This is a genomic window from Duganella rhizosphaerae, from assembly GCF_040364205.1.
Taxonomy (GTDB): Bacteria; Pseudomonadota; Gammaproteobacteria; order Burkholderiales; family Burkholderiaceae_D; genus Rugamonas; species Rugamonas rhizosphaerae.
In genome coordinates, this window is record NZ_BPWK01000004.1 from 174,178 (window position 1) to 188,197 (window position 14,020).

Here is a 14,020-nt window from a genome sequence, read left to right on the forward strand (position 1 = left end):
TATGCAGCTACACCATATCGCCAGCGGCCTGCTGCTGGTCGCCGCCAGCGCGCATGCGGCCGACAGCGAGCCCGAGCCACCCCAGGTAAAAATCAGCGGCCAGCGCGCCGACCAGCGCCAGCGCGAGACCACCGCCAGCATCGTCGTCAACCACGAGGAGATCATGCGCCAGGGCGACCAGACGCTGGCCGACGTGCTGAAACGCCTGCCCGGCGTCAGCATCACCGGCGTGCCCGGACGGGGCGGCACGATCAGCATGCGCGGCCTGGGCAACGGCTACACGCAGATCATGCTGAACGGCGAGCCGGTGGCGGCGGGCTTCTCGCTGGACGCCATCGAACCCGAGACGATCGAACGCATCGAGATCATGCGCAGCGCCACGGCGGAATTCAGCAACCAGGCGATCGCCGGCGCGATCAACATCATCCTGAAGAAGACCGTCAAACGCGGCCAGCGCGCGCTCGGCGCCAGCCTCGCGCGCCAGGCGGGCGTCGATACGCCCGCGCTGTCGGCGACGTTGTCGGACCAGGACGGCCGCCTGGCCTACAGCCTGGCCGCGACGCTCACCCACAAGCGCAGCGAAGCGCCGTTCACCGATCTGGAAGAACGCCGCGACGCCGCCGGCGCCATCCTCGAACAGCGCCGCACGCAAAAGACCGAATCCGGCCATACCGACGCCCTCACCCTCACGCCGCGCCTGAACTGGACGCTGAGCGGCGGCGACACGCTGAGCTGGACCGGCTTCGCCAATCTGCGCCGCGTCGACAACGTCCACGGCGAGAACGAAACGGCGCTCATCGGCCCGCACAGCGAGTACCCGCGCAGCGTCGCCAACTTCGTCGCCAATTTCGCCATGCTGCGCAGCGACCTGAATTGGACCCACCTGCTGGAGAGCGGCGCCAAACTGGAGACCAAACTGGGCGCGAGCAGCAACCGCCGCAGCGGCACCTTCGACTTCAACGGCATGGACAGCGGCGGCAAGCCATCGGGCCGCCACCACGTCGACTCCGGCCCTTCGGAAACCAGCATCACGATCAGCGGCACCTATCGCCACCCGGTCGGCGAGCGCCATGCGATCGCGCTGGGCTGGGACGCCAGCCGCGCCGCACGCAGCGAAGACCGCAACGAAACCCTGTTCGACGCCAGCGGTGCGCAGACCGGCGGCAGCAACGCCGACTACCGCGCCAACGTCAACCGCCTGGCCTTGTTCGCGCAGGACGAATGGCAGGTCACACCGCGCTATTCCCTGTACCTGGGCCTGCGCCACGAACGCCTGAGCACCGCCAGCCGCGCGGAAGCGGCCAACGCGCCGGACGCGCTGGACCTGCGCTCGCAGGTGTGGAGTCCTTCGCTGCAATCGCGCTACGAGTTGCAGAACAAGGATGTGCTGCGCTTGGCCATCAGCCGCACCTACAAGGCGCCGCCGCTGGTCAAGCTGGTGCCGCGCCGCTACACCAACGACAACAACAATAACGAAACCAATCCCGATGAACAGGGCAACCCCAATCTGCGGCCGGAGCTGGCCTGGGGTCTGGACGCGGCCTACGAACACTATCTCGGCGCGGGAGCGCTGCTCAGCGCCAGCACCTATGTGCGGCGCATCCGCGACGTGACCTTGACCCGCTTGTTCCAGCAGGACGGCCAGTGGGTCGAAGCGCCCTTCAACAACGGCAACGCCAGCGTGCGCGGGATCGAGCTGGAAGCCAAGCTGCCCTTGTCGCCCAAGCTGGACCTGCGCGCCAACCTCGCCCGCAACTGGTCGCGGGTGGACAGCGTGCCGGGACCGGACAACCGCATCGAAAACCAGGTGCCGTTCACAGCCAACCTGGGCGCCGACTATCGGCTACCCAACGCGGCGTGGACCGTCGGCGGGAACCTGAACTACCAGGCAGGCGGGCCGGTGCGGCAATCGGCGCTGGTGCAAATGAACACCAGCCCGAAACGCGAACTGGATTTGTATGGGCAGTGGAAGATGGATGCGAAGACGCAGTTGCGCATCTCGGCCGGCAACCTGCTGCGCCAGCAGTCCAGCGAATCGCACGAATACGTCAATGAAAACGGCCGCCGCTATCGCATCTCGCAAACGCCGACCAGCGCCACGCTGCGCATCCTGCTGGAACGTCAACTTTGAACGGAGCCATACAAACAATGAGAAACAACCATATCGACGCCCTGCGCGGCGTCGCCATCCTGTGCGTGCTGGTGCTGCACTTTACGCTGGCCTACGGATTGAAAAACAGTCCGCTGGGCGACATCCTGCCTGCCTGGCTCCTGCGCGCGGCGTTTCAGGGGAACTTCGGCGTGACGATGTTCTTCACCGTGTCCGGCTACCTGATTACGTCGACATCGCTGCGGCGCTGGGGCAGCCTGTCGCAGATCGATATCCGTACATTCTATTTATACCGTTTCGCGCGCATCATGCCTTGCCTGCTACTGGCGTTGGCGATCATCGTGGCGGTGGGCAGCTTCGACGTGCCGTTCTTCTCCAACTCGGACGGCGACCTGGATCGGCCGGCCAGCTACTTCTTCATCGCCGCCGGCTCGGTGCTGACGTTCTGGCACAACCAGCTGATGCAAACCGCCGGCTACTTCAACTACTGCCTCAACGTGTACTGGTCGCTGTCGGTCGAGGAGATGTTCTACCTGCTGCTGCCCTTGTCTTGCCTGCTGTTGCGCCGCAACTGGCTGATTGTGCTGCTGTGCTGCGCGGCCATCGTCGCCGGGCCGGTTTATCGCAGCCAGCATACCGACAACGAGATCTATTTCATGTACGGCTACCTGGCCTGCTTCGACGCCATCACCATCGGCTGCCTGACGGCGCTGCTGGCGCAGCGCGAGGTGCCGAACGCGCGCCAGGGACGCGTGCTGCGTATCGCGGCCGGCGTCGCGCTGGCGGCGCTGTACCTGCGCGGTATCGAAGGCCACGAGGTGTTCGGCTTCACGCTGGTTGCGCTGGCGAGCGGGGTTTTCCTGCTGGGCAGTTCGGCGCAAGCGCCGGTGGCGCAACGCACGCCGCGCTGGTCGCTGTTGGGCTGGTTCGGCCAGCACAGCTACGAGATCTACCTGTTCCATATCATCGTCCTGGCGGGCATGCGCAATGTGGTGGTGGACAAGACGCACCTGAGCTACGGCGCCAGGCTGCCCTGGCTGCTGCTGTTCCTGTGCCTGACGGCGCTGGCCGCCGCCTTGGTCGCCCGCTACGTCTCCGAACCGGCCAACGCCGCCCTGCGGCGCAGATCACCTGGTGAACGTTACGCGCGATGAAATAGACGGCGGCCGTCGTCAGTTTCCATTCGCGCGGCGCCTGCTGTGGTATGGTTCGGTTTATGACGCAAGCACAAATTCAACCTTGGCAACAATCGTATAAACCGTATAAACGCTGCATGGTGCTGGGCGGGGGCGGTTTCCGTTTCGGCATTTACATCGGCATGTACGCCGCACTGCGGCAGGCCGGCCGCGCTCCCGACGTGCTGCTGGCCAGCTGCGGCGGCGCGATCGCAGCCACCATCATCCACAACCTGCCCGACCCGGAAGCGCAGCGCGCCTGGCTGTCGTCGCCGGAGATGTACCAGTTCTGGTGCAGCCTGAAATCGACCCGGCGCGCCGACTTGATGGGCAGCTTGATGCGCGCCGCCAAGCGCAAGCTGTCGACCGCCAGGGCGCCGGTGATCCCCGACCTGTTCGGCGACTACCTGTTCGAGATTCCGCCGCAGCTGCCCTTCCCGCCCGCCACCGGCACGCCGGAGGTGGATGTGGCCATCATCGGCGGCAAGCTGCTGTTCGACGAATCGGCAGTCGGCCAGCCGCGCGCTGGACGCAAGCTGTTTGCGCAAACGGTGTTCTGCGGCGAACATGCGGCCGCGCTGCTGCACAACATGCAGTCGCCGCTGAGCGACGCCCGCTGGGGCCAGCACGCGGTCGCGCAGGACCTGCTGGTCGACGGCAGCGTGCCGCTGACCGACGCCGCCCGCATCTCAATCGCCGACATGATCTACTTCCGCTGCCAGCGGCATCGCGGCCAGGAATACATCGGCGGCGTGCTGGATCTGTTCCCGGTGGAGATCGCGCGCCGGCTGGGCGCCGAGGTGGTCATGGAATTCAAGGAGGCGTTCGACCAGGTGTTTGCGATCCCCGCCTGGCGCTCGGTGCTGGGCATCGACGGCAACGCGCGCCTGCGCTACGCCAACACCCACCTGGCCGACATGCGCATCGATACCTCGGACGTGTCGGTGGTGCTGGCCAAGCAGCAGCTGCAGCAAAAGCTCGACTGGCGCCGCAACCGCATCGAGCTGGCGATGCCGCCGACCTACGACACCTTCGTCCAGCACATGAACGACCAGTGGCAGTACGGCTACGACCGCGCGCAGGAGGCGCTGGCGCATGCGCCGGGCAAGCACCCGCCGATCCGCCGCGCCACCCGCTACAGCAAGCCGCTGCGCAGCGTGTGATCAGTCCGAGGCCAGCACCTGGTGCAGCGACTGCACCGCCGCCGAGCCTTCGCCCACCGCCGCCGCCACCCGCTTGACCGATCCGCTGCGCACATCGCCGACGGCGAAGATGCGCGGCCGGCTGGTTTCCAGGAAGTGCGGGTTGCGCTCCAGCGGCCAGGCCGCCGCCGGCACCTGCGGTCCGGTCAGCACGAAATGCTTGTCGTCCAGCGCCACGCAATCGCCCAGCCAGGCGGTGTTCGGCTCGGCGCCCAGGAACAGGAACAGATGGCGCGCCGGCGCGGTCTTCACTTCGCCGCCGGCCGTCTGCCAGCAGATGTGTTCCAGCTTGTCTTCGCCCTGCAGCTCGACGATCTGCTTACGCGTGTGCAGCGTGATGTTGGGCGCGGCCTCGATCCGCTGGATCAGGTAGCGCGACATGCTGGCGGCCAGGCCGTCGGCGCGCACCACGATGTGCACGTGCTTGGCGTGCGCGGCCAGGAACACCGCCGCCTGACCGGCCGAGTTGCCGCCGCCGACGATCACCACTTCCTCGTTGGCGCAGAAGGTGGCCTCCATGAACGAGGCGCTGTAGTAGACGCCCCGGCCTTCGAAGCGCTCCAGTCCCGGCAAGTCCGGCTTGCGGTAGCGCGCGCCGGTGGCGACGACGATGGAGCGCGCGCGCAGCCGTTCGCCGCTGTCGATGGCGATCTCGAAATCCGCGCCCTCGCAATCGACCGAGCTGACGCGCACCGGCACCGCCACTTCGGCGCCGAACTTGCGCGCCTGCGACAGCCCGCGTCCGGCCAGCGCCTGGCCGGAGACGCCGGTCGGGAAGCCGAAATAGTTTTCGATCTTGGAGCTGGAGCCGGCCTGGCCGCCCGGCGCCTTGGAGTCGAGCACCGCCACGCTCAGGCCCTCCGAGGCCGCATACACGGCGGCCGCCAGTCCGGCCGGGCCGGCGCCGACCACCACCAGGTCGAAGGTGCGGCCGTCGATGTTGTCGGAACTGAGGCCGATGCCGTCGGCCACCTGGCGCAGGGTCGGCTGACGCAGCACTTCGCCGGACGGCGTGACGACGGCCGGAATATCGGCCTCGGTGACGCCGAAGCGCTCCATCAGCGCCGCCGTTTCGGTGTGCAGTTCGGTGTCGAAGTAGGCGGTGGGCTGGCCGTTGCGGGTCAGGAAGTGGCGCAGCACCAGCGTCGCCTGCGAATGGCGGGCGCCGAACACCACCACGCCGCCGGTCTGGTCCTGCATGTAGGCCACGCGCCGCAGGATGTAGGCGCGCATGATGGTTTCGCTCAGCGCCGCTTCCGAGATCACCAGCGTGCGCAGGGATTCCTCGCTGATGACGATCATTTCGCTGTCGGCGGTCGCGCGTGCGCTGGCCACGGCCGCGCGGCCGGCCAACGTGCCCATCTCGCCGGTGAACATGCCGGGACCGTGGGTGCTGAGGGTGGCCGTGCCGAGCGCCGAGGCGCGCTCGATCTCCAGCCCGCCGGTGATGATGACGTACATCGAAATGTGGCGGTCGCCCTGCTTGAACAGGATGTCGCCGGCCTTGAAGTTTTGCCGCTCGCCGTAGCGGCTGAGCACCTCGCACTCCGCCGCGCTCAGCGTCGGCAGGATCTGGTGCAGGCGGTTGGCGATATCGGTCGATACCGCGATCGGGAGCTCACCCTTGCCTCCCGCGGTTCTTGGTTCCATACCCATGCGTGTCCTCAGTCAGTAGCCGCCCATGATAGCGCCAATCGGCACACATTGCGCAGCGCGGCAGACCGGGTTAGCGGCACAGCTGGTTCCAGTTTTGCTCAAACTCGGCCGGCGACACGTCCTGCGCCAGCAGGGTCAGGTCGCGCGCCACCGAGATGTAGCGCTGGTAGCCGATGTAGGCGCCGAACGCGTCCTTGGCGTTGAACTCGCCGCAGGTGGCGCCGCCCTTGCCGACCACCTGGTTGCGGAATACCGCCGACGACGGTTCGCGCACCTTTTCCTTCACATACTTCTCGCCCAAACTGGTCAGCGTCGTGGCTTCTTCTTGCCGCTTCTCCGCCGCGCTCTTGCCGCAGGCGGCCAACACGGCCATCAGCGCCAGCACCGCGACCCTGCGCGTGGTGTTAGCAAAATTCATAATATTTCTCTTTTTTAATTTTCTTACAGCAATTATCTATGCAAACATGATCTCACACCACCCATAACGCGGCAACGGTGCGCATTGTTGACAGCCGGGCTATTTGTTACTATCTCTAGCTTTATAACTAGATCAGGAAATCACATGGCCCACCCAACCCCCGCAAGATTCCTCCAGACATTATTCGCCTGTGCAATGTTGCTTAGTGCCTATGCCGGGGCAGCCGAAAAAGCGGCTACACCGCTGGCCCATGTGACCATCCTTGCCACCGGCGGCACCATTGCGGGCAGCGGCGCCACCAGCACCACCACGGTCGGCTACACGGCAGCGACGGTGGGCGTCGAACGCCTGATCGCCGCCGTGCCGGAGCTGGCCAAGGTGGCCCAGGTCAAGGGTGAGCAAGTGTTCCAGATCGCCAGCGAAAACATGAGCAACGAGCATTGGCTGACCCTGGCCAAGCGCGTCAACGTGCTGCTGGCCCAGCCTGATGTGGACGGCATCGTCATCACCCACGGCACCGACACGCTGGAAGAGACCGCCTACTTCCTGGACCTGGTCGTCAAGAGCAAGAAGCCGGTGGTGCTGGTCGGCGCCATGCGTCCGGGCACCGCGCTGTCGGCCGACGGCCCGATCAACCTGTACAACGCCGTGCTGCTGGCCGCCAGCCAGGAAGCCGTCGGCAAGGGCGTGCTGGTCGCAATGAACGACCAGATCCACGGCGCCCGTGACGTCACCAAGACCAACACCTCGACCCCGGACAGCTTCAAGACGCCGGAACTGGGCATGCTGGGCTACTTCCAGGGCAACAAGCCTTATTTCTACCATGCGTCGACCCGCAAGCACACGGTCGACACCGAGTTTGACATCAGCAAGCTGGACGCGCTGCCGCAGGTCGACATCGTCTACGGCTACGCCAACGTCGGCCCGGTCGCGCTGAATGCGCTGGTGGCCGCTGGCGCCAAGGGCATCATCCACGCCGGCGTCGGCGACGGCAGCCTGGCTTCCAAAGTTCTGCCTGCGCTGACTGCGGCCCGCAAGCAAGGCGTGCTGATCGTGCGCTCGGCCCGCGTCGGCCAGGGCATCGTGGCCCGCAACGGCGAAGCCAACGACGATGAACTGGACTTCGTGGTGTCCGATACGCTGAACGCGCAAAAGGCGCGCATCCTGCTGATGCTGGCGCTGACCAAGACCAGCGACAGCAAGGAAATCCAGCGCATGTTCTACACCTACTGATCCGCCTTGGGATAGTCTGGCCGCCGCATGTGGAACAGGCTGTCCCGCTTGATCTCGAAATAATCGGCCGGGCCGCCGCCACGCAAGATGGTCTGCGAGCCCGCCGTGTCGTACACGCCATCGCGCAGCGAGCTCTGCGCGATGTGCACCCCCACCACTTCCCCCATGATCAGCCAGCCGTCGGTCGGCGCGCCGGACGCGTCCTGCAGGCGGATGATCTGCGTGCATTTGCATTCGAAGGCCACCGGGCTTTCCGCCACGCGCGGCACGCCGACGATGGTCGACGGCGCCGGCGTCAGGCCGGCCAGCGCGAACTCGTCCACTTCCGGCGGCGCCGGGGCGCAGCTGGCGTTCATCGCCTCGGCCAATGGCCGCGTGGCCAGGTTCCACACGAACTCACCGGTCTGCTCGATGTTGCGCAGCGTGTCCTTGCGGCCTTGGCTGGAAAAACCGATCAGCGGCGGCTTGTAGTTGAAAGCGTTAAAGAAACTGTAGGGCGCCAGGTTCAACGCACCATCGGCGCCGCGCGAGGAGATCCAGCCGATCGGGCGCGGTCCGACGATGGCGTTGAAGGGATCATGCGGCAGGCCGTGGCCCAGCGCGGGTTGATAGAAATAACGGTCTTCCATGGTGGCTCCAGGTGACGCTCGCGCGCCGGTGGAACATTTTCGCACACGGACACGGCCCCTGCCCGGGCTACCGGTATGATAGCCGTATGAGATTGATTACCTTATTTTTCACCGCCCTGTTGCTGGCGGCGCCAGCGCGCGCCAGGGAGTTGGTCTACGTGGTTTCCATGGGCAGCGCGATGCCGATGACGGATTTCCGCGATGGCGTGCTGGTGGGCGGTTTGCTCAAGGAGTTCGGCGACGCGCTGGCGCGCGAGCTGCACCTGACGCCGCGCTACCTGACCGTGCCGCGCAAACGGGTGGAGGCGCCGCTGGCCGCCGGCCAGGCCGACATCCTGTGCGACCTGCGGCCGGAATGGCTGGACGGCAAGGACTGGCTGTGGTCGGAGGCGATTTTCACCAACAATGAGATCGTCACCACCCGCATCGACACGGCGGCCGTGCGCCGCGTAAGCGAGCTGCGCCGGCAGCGCATCGGCACCATCCTCGGCTACCGCTATGCCCACTTGGAACAGCCGCTGGGCGAGGAATTCATCCGCGACGACGCCGCTAGCGACGACCTCAACCTGTCCAAGCTGTTGCGCAAGCGCTTTGTCTATATGCTGACCAATTCCCTGTATTTCGATTACCAGCGCAAGGTGCACCCGGAGCGGGCCCTGCTCAATCCGGTGGCGTTCAAGGTAACGTCCTTCGACACCTACTGCGCCCTGCCGAAGGGAGGCAAGCTGACCTTGCCGGCGCTGGACAAAGCGATCCAGGCGCTGAAGCGGCGCGGCGAGATCCAGGCCATGCTCGAACGCTTTCGCCCCGGCTGAAGCAACAATTTATACAAATCTTTGCTTGTATTCCTATCGTGCGCGCCCTAGGCTAAGGGATTCCCTTAGCCTGAAGCACTTATGCCCCTGGAATTACAATTCGTCCCGCTCAAGTCAGCGATCCCGGCCAAAGTGCTGCACGACTACCGCCAGGACGCCAACTGGCCGTCCACCCCGGAATTGCCGCATGACCCGCGCGGCAGGATCGTATGGGTCAGCGTGGAAACGAAAGGCAAGCAAATCGCCATCGCCAGGCTGGAGTTGGCGCCGCCCGAATTCTGCGCCGTCAGCGAGCTCATCGTCCGCAGCAAATTCCGGTCGCAGGGCGTGGGGCGCTGGTTCATGCATCGCATCGAACAATATTGCAACAGCTTGGGCGTACGCCGCCTGATGCTGGAGGCAGCCAAAGGCAGCGAAAAATTCTACGAGTCCCTGTCCTTCCACACCGATCCCTACATACCGACGTTGCTGAAAAAAGACGTGAATCCGCTGCTGCCGAAGATGTTCGTGGCGCGTTAGTGCGATTTCTCGGGCGGGGCCGATGCGGCCTCGTTCTTGGGTGGCAGCTTGAGCGGCGTGACGGCCACCGGCGCCACACCTTCCTCCTTCATGTCCAGCTTGTCGGCGGTCTTCGGGGTGACGTCGATGATACGGCCGTCCACATACGGGCCGCGATCCTTGACCACCACGACCTCGCTCTTGTTGTTGTCCAGGTTGGTGACCTTGGCAACCGTGCCCACCGGCAGCGTCTTGCTGGCGGCGGCATTGCTGTCGGGCTTCATGGTTTCGCCGTTCGCCATTTTCTTGCCGCGGAAACGGTGGCCGTAGTAGGACGCCTTGCCCTTGCGGGTCTTTCCTGAGCGGTCCAGATGACGACTGGATGGCGCGACTTTCGCCGCCTTTTCCTTTTCCACCTGAGCCTGCTTTGCGGGCGGCGCGGCCTGAGCGTTTGCGGCCAACAGCAGCCACAACGCCGGTATCGGCAGCAATGTGCGCAGCGTCTTCATAGGCCGCATTGTAAGCCGTTTTAGCGGCACACCACGCCCGATAGATCATACTAATCAAGCACTTGCTTGCTGTAAAAATTGCAGCAATAATGATCCTCCAATAGATAAGAACAGGGACAGCGGCGATGATTGAAGCGGACGTGCAACAGATCGGCAAGGCATTCGACGCCCAGCAGGCCACCGCGCTGCGCTGGCGGGAATCGACCGCGGCCGAGCGCATCGCCCGCGTCAAGCGCCTGCGCGACGCGCTGATGGCGCAGCGCGAGGCATTCTACGAAGCCTTCCAGCGCGACTACCGCAAGTCCCCGGCCGAGGTGGAAGCGTCCGAATTGCTGCCGGTGATGGAGGAAATCCGCCAGGTGCTCGGCGCCCTCAAGCGCTGGATGAAGCCGCGCCGCCACTGGCCCACCACCACCATGCTGGGCACCTACGCCTCGGTGCAATACCAGCCGCGCGGACGGGTGCTGATCATCGCGCCGTGGAACTATCCGCTCAGCTTGTGTTTCGGTCCGCTGGTGTCGGCGCTGGCCGCCGGCAACACGGCGATCATCAAGCCATCCGAGATGACGCCGGCCGTGTCCGCCCTGATGGCGCGCATCGTCGCCGAGGTGTTCAAGGCCGACGAGGTGGCGCTGTTCGAAGGCAGCCAGCCGACCTCGCACGCCCTGCTCCAGCTGCCCTTCGATCATATTTTCTTCACCGGTTCGCCGTCGGTGGGCAAGCTGGTGATGGCCGCCGCCGCCCGGCACCTGGCCAGCGTGACGCTGGAACTGGGCGGCAAATCGCCCACCATCGTCGACGAAACCGCCAGCCTGAAGCTGGCGGCGGAAACGCTGATGTGGGGGAAATTCCTCAACAACGGCCAGACCTGCGTGGCGCCCGATCATGTGTACGTGCACGCCAGCGTCAAGGCCGAGTTTGTCGCCGCCTGCCGCCATGTGCTGCAACAGCGCTACGGCGCCGACGCGGCGGCGCAAAAGCGCAGCCCCGACCTGACGCGCGTGGTCAACCAGCGCCACACGCAGCGGCTGGCCGGGCTGCTGGCGGACGCGGTGCAACGCGGCGCGGTGGTGCACACCGGCGGCGAGGTCGACGAAGCGCAATGCTATATCGCGCCGACGCTGATCGAGCAGATTCCGGCCGGCGCGGCGATCCTGTCGGAAGAAATCTTCGGCCCGCTGCTGCCCATCATCGAATACCGCGAACTCGACCAGGTGATCGCCGCCATCAACGCCGCGCCCAAGCCGCTGGCCTTGTACGTGTGGAGCACGCGCCAGGCCAACATCGACCAGATGCTCAAGCAAACCAGCTCGGGCGGGGCTTGCGTCAATCACTGCGTCGCGCATTTTGCGCACGGCAATCTGCCTTTTGGCGGCGTCAACAATTCCGGCATGGGCAGCGCGCACGGCGAGTATGGATTCAAGACTTTCTCGCACGAACGCGCGGTGCTGCGCGCATCGCCGCTGATGCTCATCAAACTGTTCTTCCCGCCCTACACCCAAGGCCGCTTGCGCCTGATAAGGCTGGTGGTCGACTCGCTGAAGCTGCCAATGCTGTGAACGCTGGGTTGTTAACAAATTCTGTGGATAAGGCTGTTAACAAGCGTCAAACCAGGTAGCCAAGTGACTGTTTAGAAAGGGAAAACTTTCGCTGCGCAAATTTGTCGCAGCCAAAGTTATCCACTGGCATTACACTGGGCGGGTTTGACTTCTCATTCACAAGGAATTCATGAAACCACGTCTTACTGCCCTTGCTCTTGCCCTGATACTGGGCGGCCTTTCCTGCCACGCTGGCGCCGCCGATGCCGCCGCCGCGCCGAAATACAGCCTGCGCGAACACTACACCAAGTACGAATTCCGCATCCCGATGCGCGACGGCGTGCGCCTGTTCACGGCGGTCTACGTGCCCAAGGCCGCCGGCAAGAGCTATCCCTTCCTGGTCCAGCGCACGCCGTACAGCGCGGGCGTGCAATCGGGCGGCGAGCTGCACTACGGCGTGGACTTCTACCCCGAACACATCGGCCCCTCGCAAGACTTCGAGGACAGCGGCTACATCTTCGTCAAGCAGGACGTGCGCGGCCGCTACATGTCCGAAGGAAAATGGATCGAGATGACGCCGCACGTCAATCCCAACCGCGCCAAAGGCCAGGGCAACGAAAGCGAGGACATGCACGACACCGTCGAGTGGCTGCTGAAGAATGTCGCCAACAACAACGGCAAGGTCGGCATCCTGGGCACTTCCTACCCCGGCTTCTACACGTCGGCCAGCATCATCGATTCGCATCCGGCGATCAAGGCGGCCTCGCCGCAGGCGCCGGTGACCGACCTGTACATGAACGACGATTCCTATCACGGCGGCGCCTTCATGCTGGCAGCCAATTTCGATTTCTACTCGGCCTTCGTGGAAGCGGAAAACCCGACGCCGCTGCCGAAGACCTGGGATCATTTCGACTACGGCACCGCCGACGGCTACGAGTTCTTCCTGTCGCACCTGACGCTGTCCAACATCACCGCCACCATGACGCCGAAGCAGCGCGCGCTGCTGTTGCCGACCATCGAGCACTCGACCTACGACGAGTTCTGGAAGACCCGCAACATCGCGCCGCACCTGAAGAACATCAAGGCCGCCGTGCTGACCGTGGGCGGCTGGTACGACGCCGAAGACCTGCAAGGCCCGCTGACCACCTACAGCAGCATCAAACGCAACAATCCCGGCATCTACAACGGCCTGGTGATGGGTCCGTGGTCGCACGGCGCCTGGGGCCGCGCCGACGGCAAGAGCCTGGGCTACGTCAAATTCGACGCCAAGACCGGCGAACAGTTCCGCAGCAACATCCTCTACCCCTTCTTCGAGCAGCACCTGAAAGGCGTGGCCAACAAGAATGTGTCGGAAGTATATGCCTTCGAGACCGGCAGCAATGTGTGGCGCAACTACGCCGCCTGGCCGCCGAAGCAGGCCCAGCCGCGCACACTGTTCCTTGGGCCGAACGGCACGCTGAACTGGAAGCAGCCGGCCGCCGGCGATGCCTACGACGAATATGTGGCCGATCCGCGCAAGCCGGTGCCGTTCACGGCCTATCCGGCGCAGGGTGCGCCCAAGGAATATATGGTCGGCGACCAGCGCTTCGCCTCGTCGCGGCCGGACGTGCTGACCTACCGCAGCGAAGTATTGGAAGAAGACATCACGCTGGCCGGCCCGGTCAAGCCCAGGCTGTTCGTTTCCACCACCGGCACCGATGCCGACTGGGTGGTCAAGCTGATCGACGTCTATCCGGCCGCCTACCCGGGCGCGAGCGAGGACGACGAGCACGGCCCGGACGTGCCGAAACCGAGCTTGACGATGGCAGGCTATCAACAACTGGTGCGCGGCGACCCGCTGCGCGGCAAATTCCGCAACAGCTTCGAGAAGCCGGAACCGTTCACGCCGGGCAAGGTGGAAGCGGTCAACTACGCCATGAGCGACGTCAACCACACCTTCCGGCGCGGCCACCGCATCATGGTGCAGATCCAGAGCTCATGGTTCCCGCTGGTGGACTTGAATCCGCAGACCTTCGTCGACATTCCGAAAGCCAAGCCGGAGGACTTCCAGAAGGCGACGCAACGCGTATATCACACGCCGACCATGTATTCCGGCGTCGAAGTGCAGGTATTGGGCAAGTAAGCAGGCCGGTTGTTAACAAATTCTGTGGATAAGCTTGTTAACAAGCCCGGCCGCCCTTGGCTAAGTGCTTGTTTCGGATAGGAAAAAAGGCGCTGCGCAAAATTGTCGCAGCGCC

General features: G+C 64.7%; 12 protein-coding genes. 8 read left to right on the forward strand and 4 right to left on the reverse strand.

Annotated features, from left to right (window positions below; translation table 11 throughout):
- Position 1: 1 nt before the first annotated feature.
- From RUGAMON1_RS10675 to RUGAMON1_RS10685, 3 genes are all read left to right on the forward strand, one after another.
- Complete coding sequence (locus tag RUGAMON1_RS10675) at positions 2 to 2,131, forward strand: TonB-dependent receptor plug domain-containing protein (RefSeq protein ID WP_445230489.1); 2,130 nt, start codon at positions 2 to 4, stop codon at positions 2,129 to 2,131.
- A gap of 17 nt (positions 2,132 to 2,148) precedes the next feature.
- Positions 2,149 to 3,264 (forward strand): acyltransferase family protein, encoded by a 1,116-nt coding sequence (locus tag RUGAMON1_RS10680; RefSeq protein WP_445230490.1) that lies wholly within the window; start codon positions 2,149 to 2,151, stop codon positions 3,262 to 3,264.
- Positions 3,265 to 3,326: 62 nt separating this feature from the next.
- Positions 3,327 to 4,448, forward strand: a complete 1,122-nt coding sequence (locus RUGAMON1_RS10685; protein WP_445230491.1) for a patatin-like phospholipase family protein — start codon at positions 3,327 to 3,329, stop codon at positions 4,446 to 4,448.
- Here the strand turns inward: RUGAMON1_RS10685 and RUGAMON1_RS10690 are convergent, their stop codons facing one another.
- Both RUGAMON1_RS10690 and RUGAMON1_RS10695 read right to left on the reverse strand, forming a co-directional pair.
- The gene (locus tag RUGAMON1_RS10690) at positions 4,449 to 6,137 is read right to left on the reverse strand and encodes an FAD-dependent oxidoreductase (RefSeq protein ID WP_445230492.1); all 1,689 of its coding nucleotides are present in this window, start codon (positions 6,135 to 6,137) and stop codon (positions 4,449 to 4,451) included.
- Between the two features lie 76 nt (positions 6,138 to 6,213).
- On the reverse strand, positions 6,214 to 6,561 hold the full coding sequence (locus RUGAMON1_RS10695; RefSeq protein ID WP_445230493.1) for a hypothetical protein: 348 nt from the start codon (positions 6,559 to 6,561) through the stop codon (positions 6,214 to 6,216).
- A gap of 195 nt (positions 6,562 to 6,756) precedes the next feature.
- On the opposite strand from RUGAMON1_RS10695, the gene RUGAMON1_RS10700 reads away from it, so the two are divergent.
- Positions 6,757 to 7,794 carry a type II asparaginase gene (locus tag RUGAMON1_RS10700; RefSeq protein WP_445230494.1) on the forward strand — a complete coding sequence of 346 codons (1,038 nt, stop codon included), beginning with the start codon at positions 6,757 to 6,759 and terminating at the stop codon, positions 7,792 to 7,794.
- Here the strand turns inward: RUGAMON1_RS10700 and RUGAMON1_RS10705 are convergent.
- Complete coding sequence (locus RUGAMON1_RS10705; protein WP_445230495.1) at positions 7,788 to 8,423, reverse strand: flavin reductase family protein; 636 nt, start codon at positions 8,421 to 8,423, stop codon at positions 7,788 to 7,790. The genes RUGAMON1_RS10700 and RUGAMON1_RS10705 overlap by 7 nt on opposite strands.
- A gap of 86 nt (positions 8,424 to 8,509) precedes the next feature.
- On the opposite strand from RUGAMON1_RS10705, the gene RUGAMON1_RS10710 reads away from it, so the two are divergent.
- Positions 8,510 to 9,238, forward strand: a complete 729-nt coding sequence (locus RUGAMON1_RS10710; RefSeq protein ID WP_445230496.1) for a substrate-binding periplasmic protein — start codon at positions 8,510 to 8,512, stop codon at positions 9,236 to 9,238.
- Positions 9,239 to 9,319: 81 nt separating this feature from the next.
- Positions 9,320 to 9,757 carry a GNAT family N-acetyltransferase gene (locus RUGAMON1_RS10715; RefSeq protein ID WP_445230497.1) on the forward strand — a complete coding sequence of 146 codons (438 nt, stop codon included), beginning with the start codon at positions 9,320 to 9,322 and terminating at the stop codon, positions 9,755 to 9,757.
- Here RUGAMON1_RS10715 and RUGAMON1_RS10720 read toward each other — a convergent pair.
- Positions 9,754 to 10,245 carry a septal ring lytic transglycosylase RlpA family protein gene (locus RUGAMON1_RS10720; protein WP_445230498.1) on the reverse strand — a complete coding sequence of 164 codons (492 nt, stop codon included), beginning with the start codon at positions 10,243 to 10,245 and terminating at the stop codon, positions 9,754 to 9,756. The two genes, RUGAMON1_RS10715 and RUGAMON1_RS10720, sit on opposite strands and share 4 nt — an antisense overlap.
- Positions 10,246 to 10,370: 125 nt before the next feature.
- Between RUGAMON1_RS10720 and RUGAMON1_RS10725 the strand changes: the two genes are divergently transcribed.
- Positions 10,371 to 11,804: an aldehyde dehydrogenase family protein gene (locus RUGAMON1_RS10725; protein WP_445230499.1), complete on the forward strand. Its 1,434-nt coding sequence runs from the start codon at positions 10,371 to 10,373 to the stop codon at positions 11,802 to 11,804.
- A gap of 169 nt (positions 11,805 to 11,973) precedes the next feature.
- The gene (locus tag RUGAMON1_RS10730; RefSeq protein WP_445230500.1) at positions 11,974 to 13,905 is read left to right on the forward strand and encodes a CocE/NonD family hydrolase; all 1,932 of its coding nucleotides are present in this window, start codon (positions 11,974 to 11,976) and stop codon (positions 13,903 to 13,905) included.
- Positions 13,906 to 14,020: the final 115 nt, after the last annotated feature.

Bases quoted from the DNA above. Each gene is read 5' to 3' on its own strand.
- RUGAMON1_RS10675 (WP_445230489.1), top strand. From the start codon at position 2: ATGCAGCTACACCATATCGCCAGCGGCCTGCTGCTGGTCGCCGCCAGC.
- RUGAMON1_RS10680 (WP_445230490.1), top strand. From the start codon at position 2,149: ATGAGAAACAACCATATCGACGCCCTGCGCGGCGTCGCCATCCTGTGC.
- RUGAMON1_RS10685 (WP_445230491.1), top strand. From the start codon at position 3,327: ATGACGCAAGCACAAATTCAACCTTGGCAACAATCGTATAAACCGTAT.
- RUGAMON1_RS10690 (WP_445230492.1), bottom strand. From the start codon at position 6,137: ATGGAACCAAGAACCGCGGGAGGCAAGGGTGAGCTCCCGATCGCGGTA.
- RUGAMON1_RS10695 (WP_445230493.1), bottom strand. From the start codon at position 6,561: ATGAATTTTGCTAACACCACGCGCAGGGTCGCGGTGCTGGCGCTGATG.
- RUGAMON1_RS10700 (WP_445230494.1), top strand. From the start codon at position 6,757: ATGTTGCTTAGTGCCTATGCCGGGGCAGCCGAAAAAGCGGCTACACCG.
- RUGAMON1_RS10705 (WP_445230495.1), bottom strand. From the start codon at position 8,423: ATGGAAGACCGTTATTTCTATCAACCCGCGCTGGGCCACGGCCTGCCG.
- RUGAMON1_RS10710 (WP_445230496.1), top strand. From the start codon at position 8,510: ATGAGATTGATTACCTTATTTTTCACCGCCCTGTTGCTGGCGGCGCCA.
- RUGAMON1_RS10715 (WP_445230497.1), top strand. From the start codon at position 9,320: ATGCCCCTGGAATTACAATTCGTCCCGCTCAAGTCAGCGATCCCGGCC.
- RUGAMON1_RS10720 (WP_445230498.1), bottom strand. From the start codon at position 10,245: ATGAAGACGCTGCGCACATTGCTGCCGATACCGGCGTTGTGGCTGCTG.
- RUGAMON1_RS10725 (WP_445230499.1), top strand. From the start codon at position 10,371: ATGATTGAAGCGGACGTGCAACAGATCGGCAAGGCATTCGACGCCCAG.
- RUGAMON1_RS10730 (WP_445230500.1), top strand. From the start codon at position 11,974: ATGAAACCACGTCTTACTGCCCTTGCTCTTGCCCTGATACTGGGCGGC.